Annotated in this window: 17 protein-coding genes and 1 tRNA gene; 6 read left to right on the top strand and 12 right to left on the bottom strand. The window is 46.1% G+C overall.

Annotated features, from left to right (window positions below):
• Positions 1-173 precede the first annotated feature (173 nt).
• From QUA03_RS21730 to ald, 5 genes are all read right to left on the bottom strand, one after another.
• Complete coding sequence (locus QUA03_RS21730; RefSeq protein WP_172187001.1) at positions 174-515, bottom strand: DUF760 domain-containing protein; 342 nt, start codon at positions 513-515, stop codon at positions 174-176.
• A gap of 220 nt (positions 516-735) precedes the next feature.
• Complete coding sequence (locus tag QUA03_RS21725; protein ID WP_333214865.1) at positions 736-1,695, bottom strand: RNA polymerase sigma factor, RpoD/SigA family; 960 nt, start codon at positions 1,693-1,695, stop codon at positions 736-738.
• Positions 1,696-2,293: 598 nt separating this feature from the next.
• Complete coding sequence (locus QUA03_RS21720) at positions 2,294-3,091, bottom strand: RNA methyltransferase (protein WP_333214863.1); 798 nt, start codon at positions 3,089-3,091, stop codon at positions 2,294-2,296.
• 73 nt (positions 3,092-3,164) lie between these two features.
• Positions 3,165-3,246: transfer RNA gene (locus QUA03_RS21715), tRNA-Leu, on the bottom strand.
• 264 nt (positions 3,247-3,510) lie between these two features.
• The gene (gene ald / locus QUA03_RS21710; RefSeq protein ID WP_333214860.1) at positions 3,511-4,599 is read right to left on the bottom strand and encodes an alanine dehydrogenase; all 1,089 of its coding nucleotides are present in this window, start codon (positions 4,597-4,599) and stop codon (positions 3,511-3,513) included.
• A 312-nt stretch (positions 4,600-4,911) separates the two neighbouring features.
• Here ald and QUA03_RS21705 point away from each other — a divergent pair, with 312 nt between their 5' ends.
• From QUA03_RS21705 to QUA03_RS21685, 5 genes are all read left to right on the top strand, one after another.
• On the top strand, positions 4,912-6,450 hold the full coding sequence (locus QUA03_RS21705; protein WP_333214859.1) for a DEAD/DEAH box helicase family protein: 1,539 nt from the start codon (positions 4,912-4,914) through the stop codon (positions 6,448-6,450).
• Between the two features lie 93 nt (positions 6,451-6,543).
• The gene (locus tag QUA03_RS21700) at positions 6,544-7,758 is read left to right on the top strand and encodes a DUF790 family protein (RefSeq protein WP_333214858.1); all 1,215 of its coding nucleotides are present in this window, start codon (positions 6,544-6,546) and stop codon (positions 7,756-7,758) included.
• 176 nt (positions 7,759-7,934) lie between these two features.
• Complete coding sequence (locus QUA03_RS21695; RefSeq protein WP_333214857.1) at positions 7,935-8,654, top strand: DUF2786 domain-containing protein; 720 nt, start codon at positions 7,935-7,937, stop codon at positions 8,652-8,654.
• Between the two features lie 70 nt (positions 8,655-8,724).
• Complete coding sequence (locus QUA03_RS21690; protein WP_015174497.1) at positions 8,725-8,958, top strand: DUF433 domain-containing protein; 234 nt, start codon at positions 8,725-8,727, stop codon at positions 8,956-8,958.
• Positions 8,955-9,290, top strand: a complete 336-nt coding sequence (locus tag QUA03_RS21685) for a DUF5615 family PIN-like protein (RefSeq protein ID WP_333214854.1) — start codon at positions 8,955-8,957, stop codon at positions 9,288-9,290. The genes QUA03_RS21690 and QUA03_RS21685 overlap by 4 nt, the downstream gene beginning before the upstream one ends.
• Positions 9,291-9,366: 76 nt before the next feature.
• On the opposite strand, the gene QUA03_RS21680 is transcribed toward QUA03_RS21685, so the two are convergent.
• Together QUA03_RS21680 and QUA03_RS21675 are read right to left on the bottom strand one after the other, a co-directional pair.
• Positions 9,367-10,425 carry a tetratricopeptide repeat protein gene (locus QUA03_RS21680; protein WP_333214853.1) on the bottom strand — a complete coding sequence of 353 codons (1,059 nt, stop codon included), beginning with the start codon at positions 10,423-10,425 and terminating at the stop codon, positions 9,367-9,369.
• Between the two features lie 5 nt (positions 10,426-10,430).
• Positions 10,431-11,888, bottom strand: a complete 1,458-nt coding sequence (locus QUA03_RS21675; RefSeq protein WP_333214851.1) for an ATP-binding protein — start codon at positions 11,886-11,888, stop codon at positions 10,431-10,433.
• Between the two features lie 184 nt (positions 11,889-12,072).
• On the opposite strand from QUA03_RS21675, the gene QUA03_RS21670 reads away from it, so the two are divergent.
• Positions 12,073-12,252 carry a hypothetical protein gene (locus QUA03_RS21670; protein ID WP_333214849.1) on the top strand — a complete coding sequence of 60 codons (180 nt, stop codon included), beginning with the start codon at positions 12,073-12,075 and terminating at the stop codon, positions 12,250-12,252.
• Between the two features lie 128 nt (positions 12,253-12,380).
• Here QUA03_RS21670 and QUA03_RS21665 read toward each other — a convergent pair whose 3' ends face one another.
• From QUA03_RS21665 to ruvA, 5 genes are all read right to left on the bottom strand, one after another.
• Positions 12,381-12,941: a Uma2 family endonuclease gene (locus QUA03_RS21665; protein ID WP_333214847.1), complete on the bottom strand. Its 561-nt coding sequence runs from the start codon at positions 12,939-12,941 to the stop codon at positions 12,381-12,383.
• A gap of 180 nt (positions 12,942-13,121) precedes the next feature.
• The gene (gene aroF, locus QUA03_RS21660; protein WP_333156678.1) at positions 13,122-14,183 is read right to left on the bottom strand and encodes a 3-deoxy-7-phosphoheptulonate synthase; all 1,062 of its coding nucleotides are present in this window, start codon (positions 14,181-14,183) and stop codon (positions 13,122-13,124) included.
• A 221-nt stretch (positions 14,184-14,404) separates the two neighbouring features.
• Complete coding sequence (locus QUA03_RS21655; RefSeq protein ID WP_333214842.1) at positions 14,405-14,878, bottom strand: PAM68 family protein; 474 nt, start codon at positions 14,876-14,878, stop codon at positions 14,405-14,407.
• 95 nt (positions 14,879-14,973) lie between these two features.
• Positions 14,974-15,243 (bottom strand): 30S ribosomal protein S15, encoded by a 270-nt coding sequence (rpsO, locus tag QUA03_RS21650; RefSeq protein ID WP_333214840.1) that lies wholly within the window; start codon positions 15,241-15,243, stop codon positions 14,974-14,976.
• A gap of 150 nt (positions 15,244-15,393) precedes the next feature.
• Positions 15,394-16,017: a Holliday junction branch migration protein RuvA gene (ruvA, locus tag QUA03_RS21645; protein ID WP_190742029.1), complete on the bottom strand. Its 624-nt coding sequence runs from the start codon at positions 16,015-16,017 to the stop codon at positions 15,394-15,396.
• Positions 16,018-16,521: the final 504 nt, after the last annotated feature.

The following is a 16,521-nucleotide window of genomic DNA, read 5'->3' as shown; positions in this document are numbered from 1 at the left end:
TAAAATCTAAAATCTAAAATCAACCCTCTAAAATCTAAAATCTAAAATCAACCCTCTAAAATCTAAAATCTAAAATCAACCCTCTAAAATCTAAAATCTAAAATCTAAAATATTAAGCCCCCATCTTGCGAGGGGGGGCTTGACACTTGGATCACTTAAATGTTAATAATCTACTAATCGTCCGAGCCATGTCTCTCACTGGCTTGTATGGACTTTTCAAAAGTCATTCGCTGTTCGGCATTTTTGAGAAAATAACCGCTAATCATAGCTGAGGCGAGCAATCTACCCAAATGTTCGCGACTGGTAGTCACTGTCACCCCGAAGTGTTCCGAAGGCAAATTCCCCAATAGTCCAACAATATTTCGCTCCATTACTTGAAACACTTCGTGAGAAGTCGGCTTAGACAACTGAGAAACTGTGTCGGGAGCCATTGACTGCACGTATTGCCATAATAAGTTGGCATTTTCTCCGTCTTCTTCAAAGAATTCTGGGGATTTATTAGATGAGTTGCTCACGAGTACCTCCGTTTCAGATACAGCTTGTTATGTTAGACGCGGGCGGTTAAATTAAATAACCCTTATCTGATGGCTGCTGATCTTTATTACTAAGTAATTACTAATGTAGCAGGACAGTCATAGCAACGAAGTGGGCACAACCGAATTAAAAGCGGCGGTTTTTACGATTTTAGATTGGGGATTGCCAGGGGGGGAACCCGATCGCCAATCCCCAATCTACCTAGCTGGCTAGATAATCGTTGATATCTTGCTTGCGCTTGCGGAGTTTGGTCAAAGCTTCCCGTTCAATTTGCCGCACTCGTTCCCGACTGATGTTGAGACGATCGCCTATTTTGGCCAAAGTTAAGGTTTGCCCGTCTTCTAAACCGAACCGCAAGGCGAGCACTTCTCGCTGTTGCTGAGTCAGTTCCGCCATTAGCTGGTCTAAGTCAGTCCGCAGGGAAGATTGCAGGGCAAAATCTTCTGGCGTAGTACCCGTATCTTCCAACAAATCGCCCAACTCTGTATCTTGATTGTCTCCCACGCGCAAGTCCAGGGAAAGTGGCAGGCGCGCGCGATCGAGATATTCGCGAATCTGTTTGGGAGTCAACTCTAACTCGGATGCCAATTCAGCAGCCGTGGCCGCGCGACCAAGCTGCTGAGCAAGTTGGCGCTGAGCTTTTTTAATTTTGTTGAGCTTTTCGGTGATGTGGATCGGTAAGCGGATGGTGCGGCCTTTTTCGGCGATCGCCCGGGTAATTGCCTGACGAATCCACCAATAAGCATAAGTAGAAAATCTGTAGCCCTTAGTCGGGTCAAATTTTTCTACTCCCCGCTGCATCCCGATCGTGCCTTCCTGAATTAGATCCAGTAAATCTACGTTGCGCTTGATATATTTTTTGGCAACAGACACTACCAGGCGGAGATTGGCTTCCACCATTTGGCGCTTTGCCCTTTCCCCGTTTTCGATCGTCCGCTGCAACTGTGCCTCAGACAGCCCAACTGCCTGTGCCCATTCAGCCGCCGTCGGGTCGCGGCCTAACTCTTCGGCTAAAATATTTTTCTCCTGATGCAGTGCGGTTGAGCGCTGTACCTGTTTCCCGTAGAGTATTTCTTGCTCATGGGTCAACAAGGGAACGCGGCCGATTTCCCGCAAGTAAGCGCGAACAGAATCTGTATCTGAGGACTTAAGAGTTTTCATGAGCTTTTCCCGCTGAGGATCTGTGCCTCTAAAGGTTTGCGGTAGTCGCAAACCCCTAGCTTTAGCTGGGAAGGAAAGCGGGCGGGGACTTGCGCTTTCCTTCCATTTAAAGAGGCTTAATTTTATGGTAGCTAGCTACTACTCCCAGTCAGCACCGTCTCAGGTTAGGTTTTGGTTGGGGCGTGCACAATACTACGTTATGTTAAGAATCTTAACATTTGTGAGAGCAATTGGCTACACTTCTTCATATTTATTTCATACCAGGCTGGACTGTTGATACGAGAGTACCCGCTTTCCTGGCTTTACAGTTTGCATCAATATAAACAAAAGCCGCCACATCTCAGGGGGGAGATTGGTAGAGGGGCAGGGCTGTTTCATTATCTTGTAGGGGCAGCCCCCGTGGCTGCCCTGAATATGAAGTTACAGATATTGATGAACCCGCCCCAACAGATAATGACTCATAACTAATGACTAATAACTAATGACCGAAAGCATCCAGGATACAAGCCCCCGGATTCATCCGTCCAGAAATAAAAAACCTGTATCCGATAAACTTGCCCCCGAATTTATCCGTGGGATCAATGCTTCAATCTAAAATCTAAAATCTAAAATCTAAAATCGATTGACTTCTTTGCCGTTGAGCTTCGTACATGATGAGGGCTGCGGCGATCGACACATTTAAAGATTCTACGCCACGACTCAGGGGAATTTGGATTTGTCGATCGGCCAAACTCCTCAATTCTTCCGACAAACCAGAGCCTTCGTTGCCCAAAACTATCAGAGTCGGCACTCGCAAATCTACTTCCCAATAACTTAAACTGGCCCCGGCGACAGTTGCTAAAATTTGCATTCCTCGATTTTTATACGCGGAGACTTCGGCGGTTAAATCTGGACTGACTGCCATTGGCAGCTTAAACCAAGCTCCTGCGGAGGCGCGCAGCACTTTGGGATGGTCTAAATCGGCGCACTCAGCGCTCAGCAGCAAACCGTCGGCATTAGCAGCCGCAGCCGTGCGGACGATCGCCCCCAAGTTGCCCGGATCTTGGATGGTTTCTAGGGCTATTCCTAAAGTTGACAATTTTGCGGGATCTGTTGCGGTGCGGGGTGCGGTGGCGATAATGCCGTCGGGTTGGACTGTAGTGGCGATCGACTCTAACACTTTTGCACTTACTAATTCTGTGCGATCGGCTAAATTACCAACTTGCTCCCAAAGTTTCCCGTGATCCTCCAGCCATTCGGGAGTGCAGCAAACCGTTGCTAGCGGGTATTTTGCCGCGCAAGCTTCTTCGAGCAAGTGCGTCCCTTCGAGTAAAAATAATTGTTGTTCCCTGCGTCCCTTCGAGCTGTGGAGCTTGCGGATTTCTTTAACTAGGGGGTTTTGAATACTTGTCAGCATTGTTTAATTCAGCAGAGCGAATGGGGTTATTGCCTGTATCGGGTTAACCCCAAACTTCCTTCTGCCTTTGGAATGCGGAACCCGGGACTTGAACCCGGAAGGCTTGCACCACATGAACCTGAATCATGCGCGTCTACCAATTCCGCCAGTTCCGCATCGGTCACGAGTTACTACATTGCCATATGTTCCCCAGTTTGTCAAGTGTTTTGAGGAATTTATTTTTTTTCGGGGCTGAGAGTAATATTTGGCACAAATTACTGTTCGGGTTGAGAAATGCGTTAGTTTCGAGGATTTACTGTTAGCCAAACATTGCAAAACGGTGTGTAGTTGAGTACGGTGCATCAGATCGTGTCCGGTTATTAATAATCCACAAGCTTTGATCTGACGCACCCTACGGGATTTGCTGAAAAAATGGGAATCTAATCAGCCAAATCTGCGAAAACCTCGCGCACGGCCGGATGCACCAAGCGGTGATTCTGCACGTTCAATCCCTTCGCCAAACTCGGATTCATTTCCAAAGCTTTAATCCCGTGATTTGCCAACTGCAAAACATAAGGCAAAGTGCTGTTATTCAAAGCTTGAGTCGCAGTCCAAGGCACGGCACCGGGCATATTGGGCACGCCGTAATGCACAACTCCTTCCTCAACATAAGTAGGATTTGTGTGTGAAGTTGCCCGCAAAGTTTCCACGCAGCCGCCTTGGTCAACGGCTACGTCAACAATCACAGAACCGGGGTGCATCTTCGCAACAAATTCGCGAGAAACCAGCACCGGAGCTCTTTTACCTAAGACCAAAACCGCACCGATTAACAAATCGGCATCGGGAACAACTGCTTCAATTTGCAAAGGACTGCTATAGAGGTATTCTACTCTGGAACCGAACAGAGTTTCCAAGTAGGCTAGGCGATCGACATTTACGTCTAAAATCTGCACTCTCGCGCCCATTCCTACAGCAATTCGCGCTGCTTCTGTGCCGACAATGCCGCCGCCCAAAATCACAACTTTACCCGGTCTTACGCCCGGTACGCCACCCAAAAGTACGCCCCGGCCACCTTGCTGTCGTTCCAGAAACCGAGCTCCGAACTGCACGGACAAACGCCCTGCAATAATGCTCATCGGTGTCAGCAGTGGCAATTTTCTGTCGGGGAGTTCGACGGTTTCGTAGGCGATGGCCTGGACTCCGCTGCTGATTAAATGCTCGGTTAATGTGCGATCGGCCGCCAAGTGCAAATATGTAAACAGCAACTGCTCTTTTTGAATCAGCGGATACTCAGCAGGCAGCGGTTCTTTAACTTTAACAATTAGTTCGCGCTTCCAGACATCGGAAGCCTTTAAGACAATCTTAGCCCCTGCTTGAACGTAGTCCTCGTCTGCGAAACCGGCCCCAGCACCAGCATTTGTTTCCACAAAAACTGTGTGGCCTTTGTCCGAACAAGCCCGGACACTTGTGGGGCTAAGCCCGACTCGAAACTCTAAATCCTTGATTTCCTTGGGGACGCCTATTTCCATCTATAACCTCTAATCTCAGGCATACGTAGATCGAATCTAACCTAAAAACCATCCCCAGCGGGACAATACCATTGTAGATTTTAGATTTGGCAATCCGGCAATCCGGCTAGGAGAATATTTGTTGAGTTTTTATTCAGTGCGATCGCAATTTCTTCAATTTAGACTTGAATTACATAATTTTTTGATTGATAGATCGACCGCAGATGTAGGGCTGATTAACACAGAGTAACGCAGATAATTTCAAGAAGAGTCAATATATTTGATCTGTCACTTATAATTTAACAGGCATAACTCGTCCCCCTATCTAAACAAATGCCACGCATACCTACCTTAACATTCGATCGCGGAACGCTGCTGCTACACCCGCCGCCCAAAGGCAGAGACTGGGTGGACTTTGCGACATGGGACGATCGCGTGGAAAAATACCGCATTCGAGCCATTCACTACCGCCCGCTGGTAGAATGCCTCCAAGCCGACTGCATTCACTTCACGGACGAAGCTAGGGCATACGAACTACTCGAACTCGTACCCAGCGTGGAAATGCAGCCTTACCCACATCAAGAACAGGCCCTCGCAGCTTGGCAGGAAGCAGGAAGCCAAGGAGTAGTAGTCCTCCCCACCGCTTCCGGCAAGACTTATCTGGCACAATTAGCCATGCAAGTCACTGGTCGCAGTACATTAATTGTAGTACCAACTCTGGATTTAATGCACCAGTGGTATGCTAATTTAAAGGCAGCTTTTCCCGACATCGAAATCGGGTTGTTGGGCGGAGGTTCGCGGGACAAAACGCCAATTTTAGTGGCAACCTACGACAGTGCAAGTATTCATGCAGAAACCTTGGGCAATAAATACGGTTTGCTGGTTTTTGACGAATGCCATCATTTGCCAACGGACTTTTATCGAGTAATTTCCGAATATGCGATCGCACCTTTTAGACTCGGACTGACAGCCACACCCGATCGCACAGATGGCCGCCACAGTGATTTGCATTTCCTGATCGGCCCGACAGTATTTAGCAAAAGACCCGAAGATTTGGCGGGCGATGCTTTAGCTGACCATAAAATAGTTCAAATTATGGTAAAACTGTCAAAAGAAGAAACCGATCGCTACGCCGAATTAATCAACATTCGCAACGACTTCTTAAAACAGTCTAACATCAAAATATCCAGCCTCGAAGGTTGGAAACAGTTTATCATGGCAAGCGCGCGATCGCCCCTGGGACGGCGCGCCATGCTAGCCCACCGCCAAGCCAAAGAAATCGCCCTTTGTACCGAAGGAAAACTGCGAATTTTAGCCAACATACTAGCAGAACACTCTCCCCAGCGCACCCTAATTTTCACCGGAGACAACGCCACAGTTTACCGAATTTCCCAAGAATTTCTCATCCCCACAATTACCCACCAAACCCCTGTCAAAGAACGCCACGAAATCCTCGATCGCTTTCGCAGCGGCGAATACAAAACCCTCGTCGCCTCCCACGTCCTCAACGAAGGAGTGGACGTTCCCGACGCCAGAATTGCTATCATATTGTCAGGTACTGGCAGCGAACGCGAATACATTCAGCGATTGGGTCGAGTTCTCCGCAAAAGCAGCGATGTAAATAAGTTAGCAATTCTCTACGAAGTCGTCACCGAAGACACCAGCGAAGAAAGAACATCCCAACGCCGCCGAGGAGGAATGCAGCCTCACAAACCCCAACCACAAACACAAATAGAACCGCCAAAGCCTGAATATCAGAAATTAGAAACTGTCAAACCGACACCGATTTACGGAGTCAACCGAGAAACAACCAAAAAAGCAGCAGAATCACCCGCCAAATGGGGAGAAGACAATGATGAAATTCCCTGGTAGCAAGCCTAAACTATTCCTGAACACTCTCTTTCTTTCTCTGTCTTCCCTTCGCGTTCTTCGCGTCTTCGCGGTTCGTTAAAAATATATTAACAAATGCTACCCACTGATTTATTAAGTCACCGCCAAAACGGAGAATCAATTATTCCTCTCCGCCTCAAGATAGATGCTAAAAACTTAGAAGCAGCTAAGGAAATGATCGACTGCTTTCAAGAGTCGATCGGCAAAACCCAAGGCGAGCTCGACGGACGCTTGCTAGAATTAGAAGGCGACAGCCCGGATTATCGGCTGAAACGGGGATTAGCGCACCTGCTGAAAGGCGGTTTCTGCACCTTGGAAGTCATCAGTCCCCTAGAACCCTCAGAGTTGAGACAGCGGGTTTTTGCATTGTCCGCGCGATCGACTCCCAGCCATCAATCCACTCAATTAACCCTAGAAAAAGTAGCAACTGAACTCAGCCAAGACTTAAACAGAGAAGTTTTGCCACACGAAATCACTACAGGTTTATACGCCGATTTAAACGAAAACAAAATCCTCACAGAGTTTAATGCACCAACACCCGAAAACTTGCTTCACAAATACAATCTTTCTCAAGTTCAAGGCATATTTTACCGAGCAATTCAAGTCCAATTAACCGCCCACCGCAACGATCCAGGAGAATACAAACTCTTATTTCGCTATCTGAAACTATTTCAATTAATGACTTACATCGAAGGCGATGCAGACCACGGTTTTACACTGACAATAGACGGCCCTACAAGCTTATTCAAACCCAGCACCCGCTACGGCTTAGCCCTCGCGAAAATGCTGCCCGCACTGCTGCACGTCACTAAATGGAGTATGCACTCGACACTGCACACAAAAGATCCTTTTAGTGGCGTTTTGAAAACAGGTAAATTCACCCTCAATTCCGACTGCGGTTTAGTCAGCCACTATCCCCCTGGCAAGCCTTATGATAGTATGTTAGAAGCCGCATTTGCTGAGAGATGGAATTCCACAAAAACCGAGTGGCAACTAGAACGAGAAGTTGATTTAATTCCGATTCCAGGTAGTGTGATGATTCCCGACTTTCGGTTAGTCCATCCCGACGGGCGAGTGTTTTTATTAGAAATAGTTGGCTATTGGCGGCCGGAGTATTTGCAAAAGAAATTTGCACAAGTACAGAAGTCTGAATGCGATCACTTAATTTTAGCTATTTCCGAACGGCTGAATTTAGAAAAAGCCGGGGTGAATGTAAATGATGTGCCAGCAAAAGTAGTCTGGTTTAAAGATAAATTGTTGCCCAAATCAGTCCTGGAAGTCCTCGAATAGTAACCAATCCGCGCATCAGTTGCAAACTTCTTTCTTCTCTCTCTCTGCGCCCTCTGCGCCCTCTGCGGTTCAAAAAAATCCTCCTCAAAAAATATCGCACATTCCCAGCTATACTAAAATAGGAATTCACCCAAATCCTTGCCACCGCATACTCTCACCCTAAAATAGATCGAAAAATGGCAGACACAAGTATTGTCGAAAGAATCAAAAAGCTTTTAGCCCTCGCCACCTCATCCAATGAAAACGAATCGACTGCAGCAGCCGAAAAAGCTTCCCTTTTACTGGCCCAGTACAATCTCAGCCTCGCCGATTTAGGGCCAAATCACCAAGAAGAGATTGACGAAAACTCCGTTGAAACAACATCCAAATTTGTTACTTGGAAAATGATGCTGCTTTCGGGAATTGCCGACGCTAACGGTTGCAATGCCATGCGAAACACTTATAATGGCAGTATGTTTTTGGTGGGAACTTCTACAAACCTGATTGTTTGCAAACATCTGTACGAGTATTTGAGTTCGGCGATTGAAAAAAGGGCTAAATACCGCAAAGGAAACGGCAGGGGGTTGGCGTATCTGAATGCTTTTCGGGTTGGATGCGCGACAAGGTTGAGACAAAGATTGTTGGAACAAAAACAGGAGATGGAAGAGTCGGGGATTCCGGGTTCGGGGGATGTGGCGGCGACTCCAGCGATTGTAGTGCGATCGATGTTTGAGAAAAATCAACAGGCGATCGCGGATTATCTAGAGGGCCGAGGGGCTAAAGTTAAAACAAGAAGTAGTTCTCAAGTCAGCAGCGCGGCGGGTTTTAATTCGGGGTATGAAGTGGGCGACAAAATTAGTTTGCACAAGCAAGTGCAGCCGCAAGGGGATATGAAACAACTTAATGAAAGTCTTTGAGTAGGGCGTGCGATCGTGAAAATCAGCTTCCTAGGTTAGAATTAAAAACAGAAACTAACAGAAGAGAGCCATGTCAGACCAAGATATCGCTAATATAATTACGATCGAACCGGGTAAACGAGGTGGTAAACCTTGTATTCGAGGCATGAGAATTACAGTCTATGACGTGCTGGAATATCTTGCTTCTGGGATGACTTATCAAGAAATCCTAGATGATTTTCCCTATCTCACCCAACAGGATATTTTAGCTTGCTTGAGTTTCGCCGCTAAACGCGAACAGTTTATGTTAGTCGTTGGGTCATGAGACTACTTTTGTTTGACCAAAATCTCTCTCCTCGTCTTGTCGATCGCCTCGCAGATATCTACCCTGGTTCAGTTCATGTTGATGGGATTGGATTAGCTACTATACCAGATCGCGAGGTTTGGGATTATGCTCGTCAGCATGACTATATTATTGTTACCAAGGATGCGGATTTTAGTGAATTGAGTCTATTGTTGGGATTTCCCCCAAAGGTAATTTGGATACGTCGCGGAAATTGTTCAACAGGGGATATAGAGAGAATGCTAAGAGAAAACTATGGTGCGATCGCAGCTTTAAGTGAGACTCCTAATACGGGAATTATCACTTTGTTTTAAGGGAAGTGAAAAAGCGTTGCTCATCGAGCGCTTACCACAGATACGTTACACCTTTTAGATACCGATACCTCACAGTTTATGTTTGTTTGCTCAGTAATTGTTCCTTCAATTCCTGACACTCTTTTGCTAGCGGGATGTCTAATTCTGTAGCGATGGATAAAGCGAGATTGGAAGAGTCAATAGCTAGAGGGAGGTTGCCTAAATCCGCTTGGAAGCTCGCCAAATTGTAAAAAATTAGAGCCTCAGAGCGACGATCGCCAATTTCTATAAAAATTTCGTATGCTCTCAAAAATTGTTTATGAGCTTCTAAATGATGACCAAGTTTAAATAGCGCATTTCCCCAATTAGTTAATGCTATCCCTATGCCCTGTAAATTGCCTATTTTTTCTGCAATCATGAAATGTTGCTCAGCAGAATCAATAGCTATATCGTATTTCCCTAGGGCAAAGTCTATATTTCCTAAATTGCCCAATGTGGAGCCAATACTTTCTCGATCGTTTGTTTTTCGAGAAATAACCAAACATTCTTCATAGCAACTAAGCGCTAGATCGTACTCTCTTATAGCAAGGTAAGTGTTAGCCATACTGCCCCAAACTTTCCCAACACCTAAGCTATAGCCTATTTTCAACATTCTGGATAAACTTTCCTTATAATAAGAAATAGCTTCGTCGTAGCTTCCTAAGTAATGATATACATTACCCAGACCAAAGAAGCAAACAGCATCACTGGCTGGGCCTAATTTTCCGCATAATCTACTGTATAAATCAATTACTTCACTATAGTAGCCCCAAGTTATTAGCGGATTGTGTAATTCTGTATTATTAGGTATATCAAGGTTAATCTCAATGATTTTGCTAGCTCTTTCCCAGTCTTCCACTTCGCAGAGATGGTGAAATGCTTCCAAGTATCCCCGAACTTTCTCAAGATTGGAAGCATCTGGCTTGGGTTCGTACTCCATCAACCACCATTCGACTGCTGAATAATTGGAAAGTTCCCAAAGTGATATTTCAGTTGATTCTGCTAGTGATGAGTCAATATTTAAATTGGCAACCGCTAACTTTCCATGTGCAGTAAAGTCAACTTCTTCTAAGCAGTTTTGAGTTTTAACATCCACTTCAGCCAAATTGCTTGTCATGCTGGCTATATTCTCCTTTTTTCCTTTTTCGAGTGGTTAAGTGCCACACTACGGATTAAATTGTGCTGCCTTAAGAGTTCCTCACCCTCAATAAATTCTTCTACCTCAAATAGATAGCGATCGCCCAAAGCATCTAGCGCTACCAGTAGCTTTTCTTCTGCATAAGCCAAGCGCTTTTTCAAACCAGAAAACCATGCTTCTTTTGGAACTGAACGACGATACGCCGCCCCAAAGCAAAGCAAGATATATGCGTCAGGAAAATCTTCTTTCAACCGCACGAATGAAGCCTCAATCTTCTTTTTGACCAACTCTCCCAATCTAGGGCTAAATTTTTCTATTCTAAGTAAATCATTTTCTGATAGCTCTTCCTCTTGTTGGCGTGCCTTCTCAATTTTTTCTATCTCATGCCCATATTTTTTCCAATAGGCAACCACATCTCTATTGAATGGCTCACTTATAATTTCCCCTGCAATGACCAGCAATGCCAAAGGGTGTCCTTCATAGGCAGCCCCTATTCGCTCTAAATATGGTCTAGAAGGTGATATGGGCTCAATCTCTATTCCCGTTTTCCAAAATAACTGCAACCGCTCTGGGGCTTCTAGCCCAGCCAAAGTCTCAAAATGCCGATACTCTACATGACCTAACTCTTGAAACTCAGTGGGTAAATCTTGCGACGTGAGAATCAGCCGACTTTGGCATTCTGGCAATGCCAGTAATTGTTCAAAAAATCTTACCCACCACTCACCTTGATATTGCTCCTGAAAGTTATTCCAGCCTGTATCTTTATCCCCATCCAGCAGCATCTCTACCGAATCCATTTGCACCAAGTAACGGTTGTTTTGCAGTTGTCGCAACAAGCGATAGAGCAACCGTTCTGGATCTTTGCGATCATCTGCCCTTACTGTTTCTCCCCATTGGATTAGCAAATCAGCCGCAACACTGGTAAAGTACCGCGCGCCGTCATCTTCAAAATTCAAGGGTCTGGAGCGCTGGAAGTCTTTCTGCAACACCTTAGCTAGTTGATATGCCAAAGCTGTCTTGCCAATTCCGGTAATCCCCGTCAACACCAAAACGCGAGTATCTCCACGCAACTTAACACTTAAGTGGGCGATCGCTGCTTTTCTGCCGACCCAGAAGTTTTCGATGAAGCCAGTCTTCTCGGCACGTTGATCGAGTTGATTATTGCTAGTGGTATCAACAACTTCTTGCCAATTTAATCCCAAAGCTTCACAGAAAGCTTTGAAAGCCAAAGCTTCGATGCGGTTTTTTCCTTCCAGAAAGCGCCTCCAGGTTACTCCTGAGATACCTTTTGGATAATCCTCTCCTGGTTGCCATTCCCTATCTAGGAGTTGACTTGCCTCTACTAGAGGAGTCTCGGCGTAGTCAGTATTCCAGTCCCACTTTTTTTCTTTCCTCGCCTGACGAATTCTGTCTAGTCCTTGCTCGGAGGCTTTGAGGCGCATACAACAGTGCAAAGATAATTGTCAACGATCGCATTCTAGACAAATTTTTCAGGAATCGCCTAGTGCAGGTCGCCAACCGATCCTTTTGCCATCGCGAAAAATCAAAGATGCTAGAGATGTGAGAAGCGACGTGGCCACTAACTTCTCCTCAATCCAAACCCTAGTTTTACAGAGGAGAAAAACAATGCAATCTCAACAGCAAACCATTTGCGCGAACGAACCAACTACACCCTCCATACCCGGTCATTCTCAACCAAATAGTGGATATTCGGGAACTGAACTGATTTTAGCCGTGGCTGTTCTGATTCGTTCAGTTGCGGTACTGATTCAAGTTATAGAGCAACTGAAAGAACGTAACTCTTAGCCTAAAGTGGGTTCTCGATAACACCTGTTAATTTTTGCATCCATCGCATTTCCAACTTTTGGATGTGCGATTTTTTGATGTTCAATGAAAGCCCGCCCGCCTCACTTTCCCCAAAATATCGCCCTCAATCAATCAATCAATTCCGCCTCTTCAAAAATATGTCTAGTTGTCAACTCCAAACCAGGCAGCAACTCATCTACAATCGGTGTATTATCCGTATAAACTTGACTCGAACCATCGGGTAAAAAGCTTTTTATTAAAATAGCCTCTGGCTCAATCACCCAAACTCGCGGAACGCCCGCCGCCAAATAATCTTTCGCCTTCTCTTCAAATTCCTTCATACTTTGATCGGGCGATATAATCTCAATCACCAGTTCAGGAATTGCGGGACAAGCTTCATTTCGCCGCCAACTTTTCGGCAGACGTTCATAAGAAATGTACGTTAAATCGGGAACAGGTACCCAATCTTTATCCTGACGTTTTAACAAAATTGCCCATTCTGGAAGCACTCGCCCCAGTCCTTTACACCATACACGAATCAGGCGACACAAAGCTCCCTGTAAACTCGAATGAAAAAATTTTGGAGACACTTTAGGAACTGCTTCACCATCTACAAACTCACAATATATATCTCCGTGGGGCAAAGCTAGAAATTCTGCTAAAGTGAGTTTGGTTCCGATGCCTACCATGACTCCCAGCCATCTCGCTAATTAACTCAAATATCAATTATACAAAATTTTCCAACATTCCTAGAAGTACGATCGCCCCTGGGCCTCTATTCCAAAAACCGAATAACAAAATCCCCGACTTCTTAAAAAAGTCGGGGATTTAAAAGTGATCGCATTTTAGGTTAGGCGTTTCGCCTGTTTCTATGCCAAAACTGGCACGGGCTGCGGCCAACGTCCCATGACTTTACCTATCACCGCCAATTCTTCCATCAACTTGTCGAACTGATCCGGTGTTAAAGATTGCGGCCCGTCAGACAAAGCTTTTTTCGGATTCGGGTGCACTTCTATCATCAGCGAATCTGTACCAGAGGCGATCGAAGCAAAGGCCATCGAGGGTACAAACTGCGCCCAACCGGTGCCGTGACTGGGGTCAACCATAATCGGTAAGTGAGTCAAAGTCCGCAATACTGGTACTGCCGACAAATCGAGGGTATTGCGTGTATATTGCCTGTCATACCCGCGAATTCCGCGCTCGCACAAAATCACGTTCGGATTGCCAGAAGCCATGATATACTCAGCAGCCATCAACCATTCTTCAATGGTGGCGGAAATGCCGCGCTTCAGCAAAACAGGTTTGTCTTGAGCTCCGACTTTCTTCAACAGTGAGAAATTCTGCATATTTCTCGCCCCGACTTGGATCACATCGGCTACTTCTACGATCGCACTTAAGTCCGCCGCATCCATAACTTCGGTGATAATTCCCAAACCACTAGCTTCCCGCGCCGCAGCTAGCAATCCCAAAGCACTCTCGCCGTGGCCTTGGAAAGCGTAGGGGGAAGTTCTCGGTTTGTACGCGCCACCACGGAGAAAATGAGCTCCAGCAGCTTTGACGCGCATTGCTGTTTCGACAATCATTTCTTCGTTTTCGACCGAGCAAGGGCCTGCTACGATCGCGATCGGGTGATGCAAGCCGATCATTACAGTTCCTAAAGGAGTAGCAACCGCTACTTCGCTGGCTTCTCCTTGGCGATATTCGAGAGAAGCGCGTTTGTAGGGTTTTTCCACGCGCAGCACTTCCTCAATCCAGGTGCTCATTTCGCGCAGTTGCATCGGTTCGAGCTCAACGGTGTCGCCCACCAAACCCATGACGGTTTTGTAACGGCCGACGATTTTTTCTGGTATCAAACCCCAGCTAGTGCGGAGCTCTTCGTCGATGCGATCGATCTCGGCTTCTGGAGTGCCGGCTTTCATTACAATAATCATATTTTTTTTGCCTTTTCTGTTGGGCTAGAAACGGATCATGACTCTGATGCACTGAGAAAAATAGATGCAATGGCGATCGAGAATCTATTTATATCAGTATTTTTAGCATTGTTGTGGGGTGGGTTCTTATTCCCTCCCCAAGGACAAACTCGCTAATCGTTAACAGCTTAGTTTTTTAGCTAATGACTAATGACTAATAACTCATGACTAATGGCTAATGACTAACTTTTTGGCTTGGCGGCGCGCCACGCTTCTCGCATCCGTCCAAAATTGGTATTAAATTCTTCCCACCCCAGAGTGCTTCCTGAAACTTCTTCATCCCAGGAAGCTGAGAGGACTCCGTAGCTTAATCCCAGAACGCCTAGACCAAAACAGCCCATGCTTACCAGCAATACTGCTGTGTTGGGCAGATCAAACAAGCCCTTGCTGACTACCAAATAGCTGACAAAAAATGTGGAAATTCCCAGGATTGTCGGTATGCCACAGAATACCGCTATGCGGGATATCATGCGTTGGCTGACTACTTCTGGGATGGATTGCGCCTGTTTTCCGGTTTTGTTAGCTTTCGGCTGCTTGTCGGCAGAATCCGACTCTAAGGCTAGGCTTGCTTGGGGTTCTGGGGGCTTTTTAGGCGTTTTTTTACGATTTGTTGCCGGTTCAAAGGGCAAGCGCTTGCGGGGTGGTTCGGAGGACATATTTTATCTCTGACCTGAAATCTCGAACATTTTTCAATAAGTCTTGGTGTTTGTCCAAGATTAAAGAATATTGTCGCAAATTTTGGCTTGGGTGTTTAGCCGCGAATGCCTAGACGGGCAATCAATGCTTTGTAGCGATCGACATTTTGCTTTTGGATGTATGCCAGCAGGCGCTTGCGGCGGCTGATCATCATCATCAAACCGCGCCGGGAGGCGAAGTCTTTTTGGTTGATTTTCAGGTGGGCGCTGAGTTTGGTGATGCGATCGGTCAGCATGGCGACTTGGATATCTGCTGAACCGGTATCGGTTTCATGGGTTTGGAAGTCGCCCATGATTTCTTGTTTGCGCTGTTGTGTAAGAGCCATGAATTGATTTTAGTTTTTTTTGTACGATTGTCACAATCTCCAATGTTATCACAGGGGAAGCATAATAACGATAAAATTTTTGCTAAGGATGGGTTTGTTGGGCCGGTCGAATTTTGGTTTTTCTTCCCGGTTTCGGGATCGGGTAGGCGATTATCGGCTCAAATAGGCGATCGCCTCACGTATCCAATCATCCGCATCACCTTTTGCCGACAAAGTGCTGTCTTGACTGAGGGTTTGCAGCGCTTGCAACACTTCAGCCGCAGTGTATCCCATCGCCAGCAGGATCATCTCGACTTCTTCTTGAATAGCTGGGGGGACTCCGGCGGCGACTGAAGTTGTCAAACCTGCTTGCTGTCGCCATTCCGAGAGTTTGCTTTTGAGTTCGAGGGCGAGACGTTCTGCGGTTTTTGTACCCACGCCCGGTGTTTTGGCGAGGATGCGGGTGTTACCGCCGACGATCGCCTGGACTAAATCTTGCAATCCTAAAGTATCGAGAAGTGCGATCGCCAGTTGAGCACCCACACCGCTAACACTCGTCAACTGCCGAAACAAATCGCGTTCTGCCGCGCTGCCAAAACCGTACAATACGATTTGGTCTTCCTTAACTTGCTGGTGGGTAAAAATTTGGGCGACTTCGCCGGATGCTGGCAATTGACCGGTCACGCGGGGCAAAATTTGGATTTCATAGCCAATTTGATTGACTTCGAGAGTCAATATGACGCGGTTGCTGCCTTTGGCGATATCGGCTACTGTGCCTTTGAGATAGCTAATCATAAAATTAATAATAATACACCGCTATTCGTTTTCATCAAAGTCGGCGATGATGTTGCGGATTTCGTTGAGACTGATATCTGTTCGATCTGACATCTTGCACCATTCTCAATTAGCCTTTTAGCAACAGGCATCTTGCCTGTTCCACAACAAAATCTACTCTTTGTGGAACGGGCATCTTGCCCGTTCTTGAGAATAGTGCAAGATGTGGGTTCGATCTGATTTAGAGTAAATGGTTAACAAAAGTACGATCGACGGTGATTCAACTTGATAAATCATGCGATCGTCTAAAATCTAAAATCGCTCGATTCTCTCCCACAGTTGAGAGATTGATCGGGTTTGTCCGGCTTTGGCTTGCTGCAATCCTTTTCTGAGACTGGCTTTTACTTCTTCAACTGGAGTATCGTCGGGGTCGTCTTCAGTTTCTTCTGTAGGGCTTGCTGAATAATCGATCGCACATCAAGAATAAGAGCGATCGATATCTTCAAGCCGAGTTAAATATAAGTT

The sequence above is a fragment of the Microcoleus sp. S36b_A4 genome, from assembly GCF_036700645.1.
Lineage (GTDB): Bacteria > Cyanobacteriota > Cyanobacteriia > Cyanobacteriales > Microcoleaceae > Microcoleus.
This window is presented reverse-complemented; position numbering and strand designations above follow the sequence as displayed.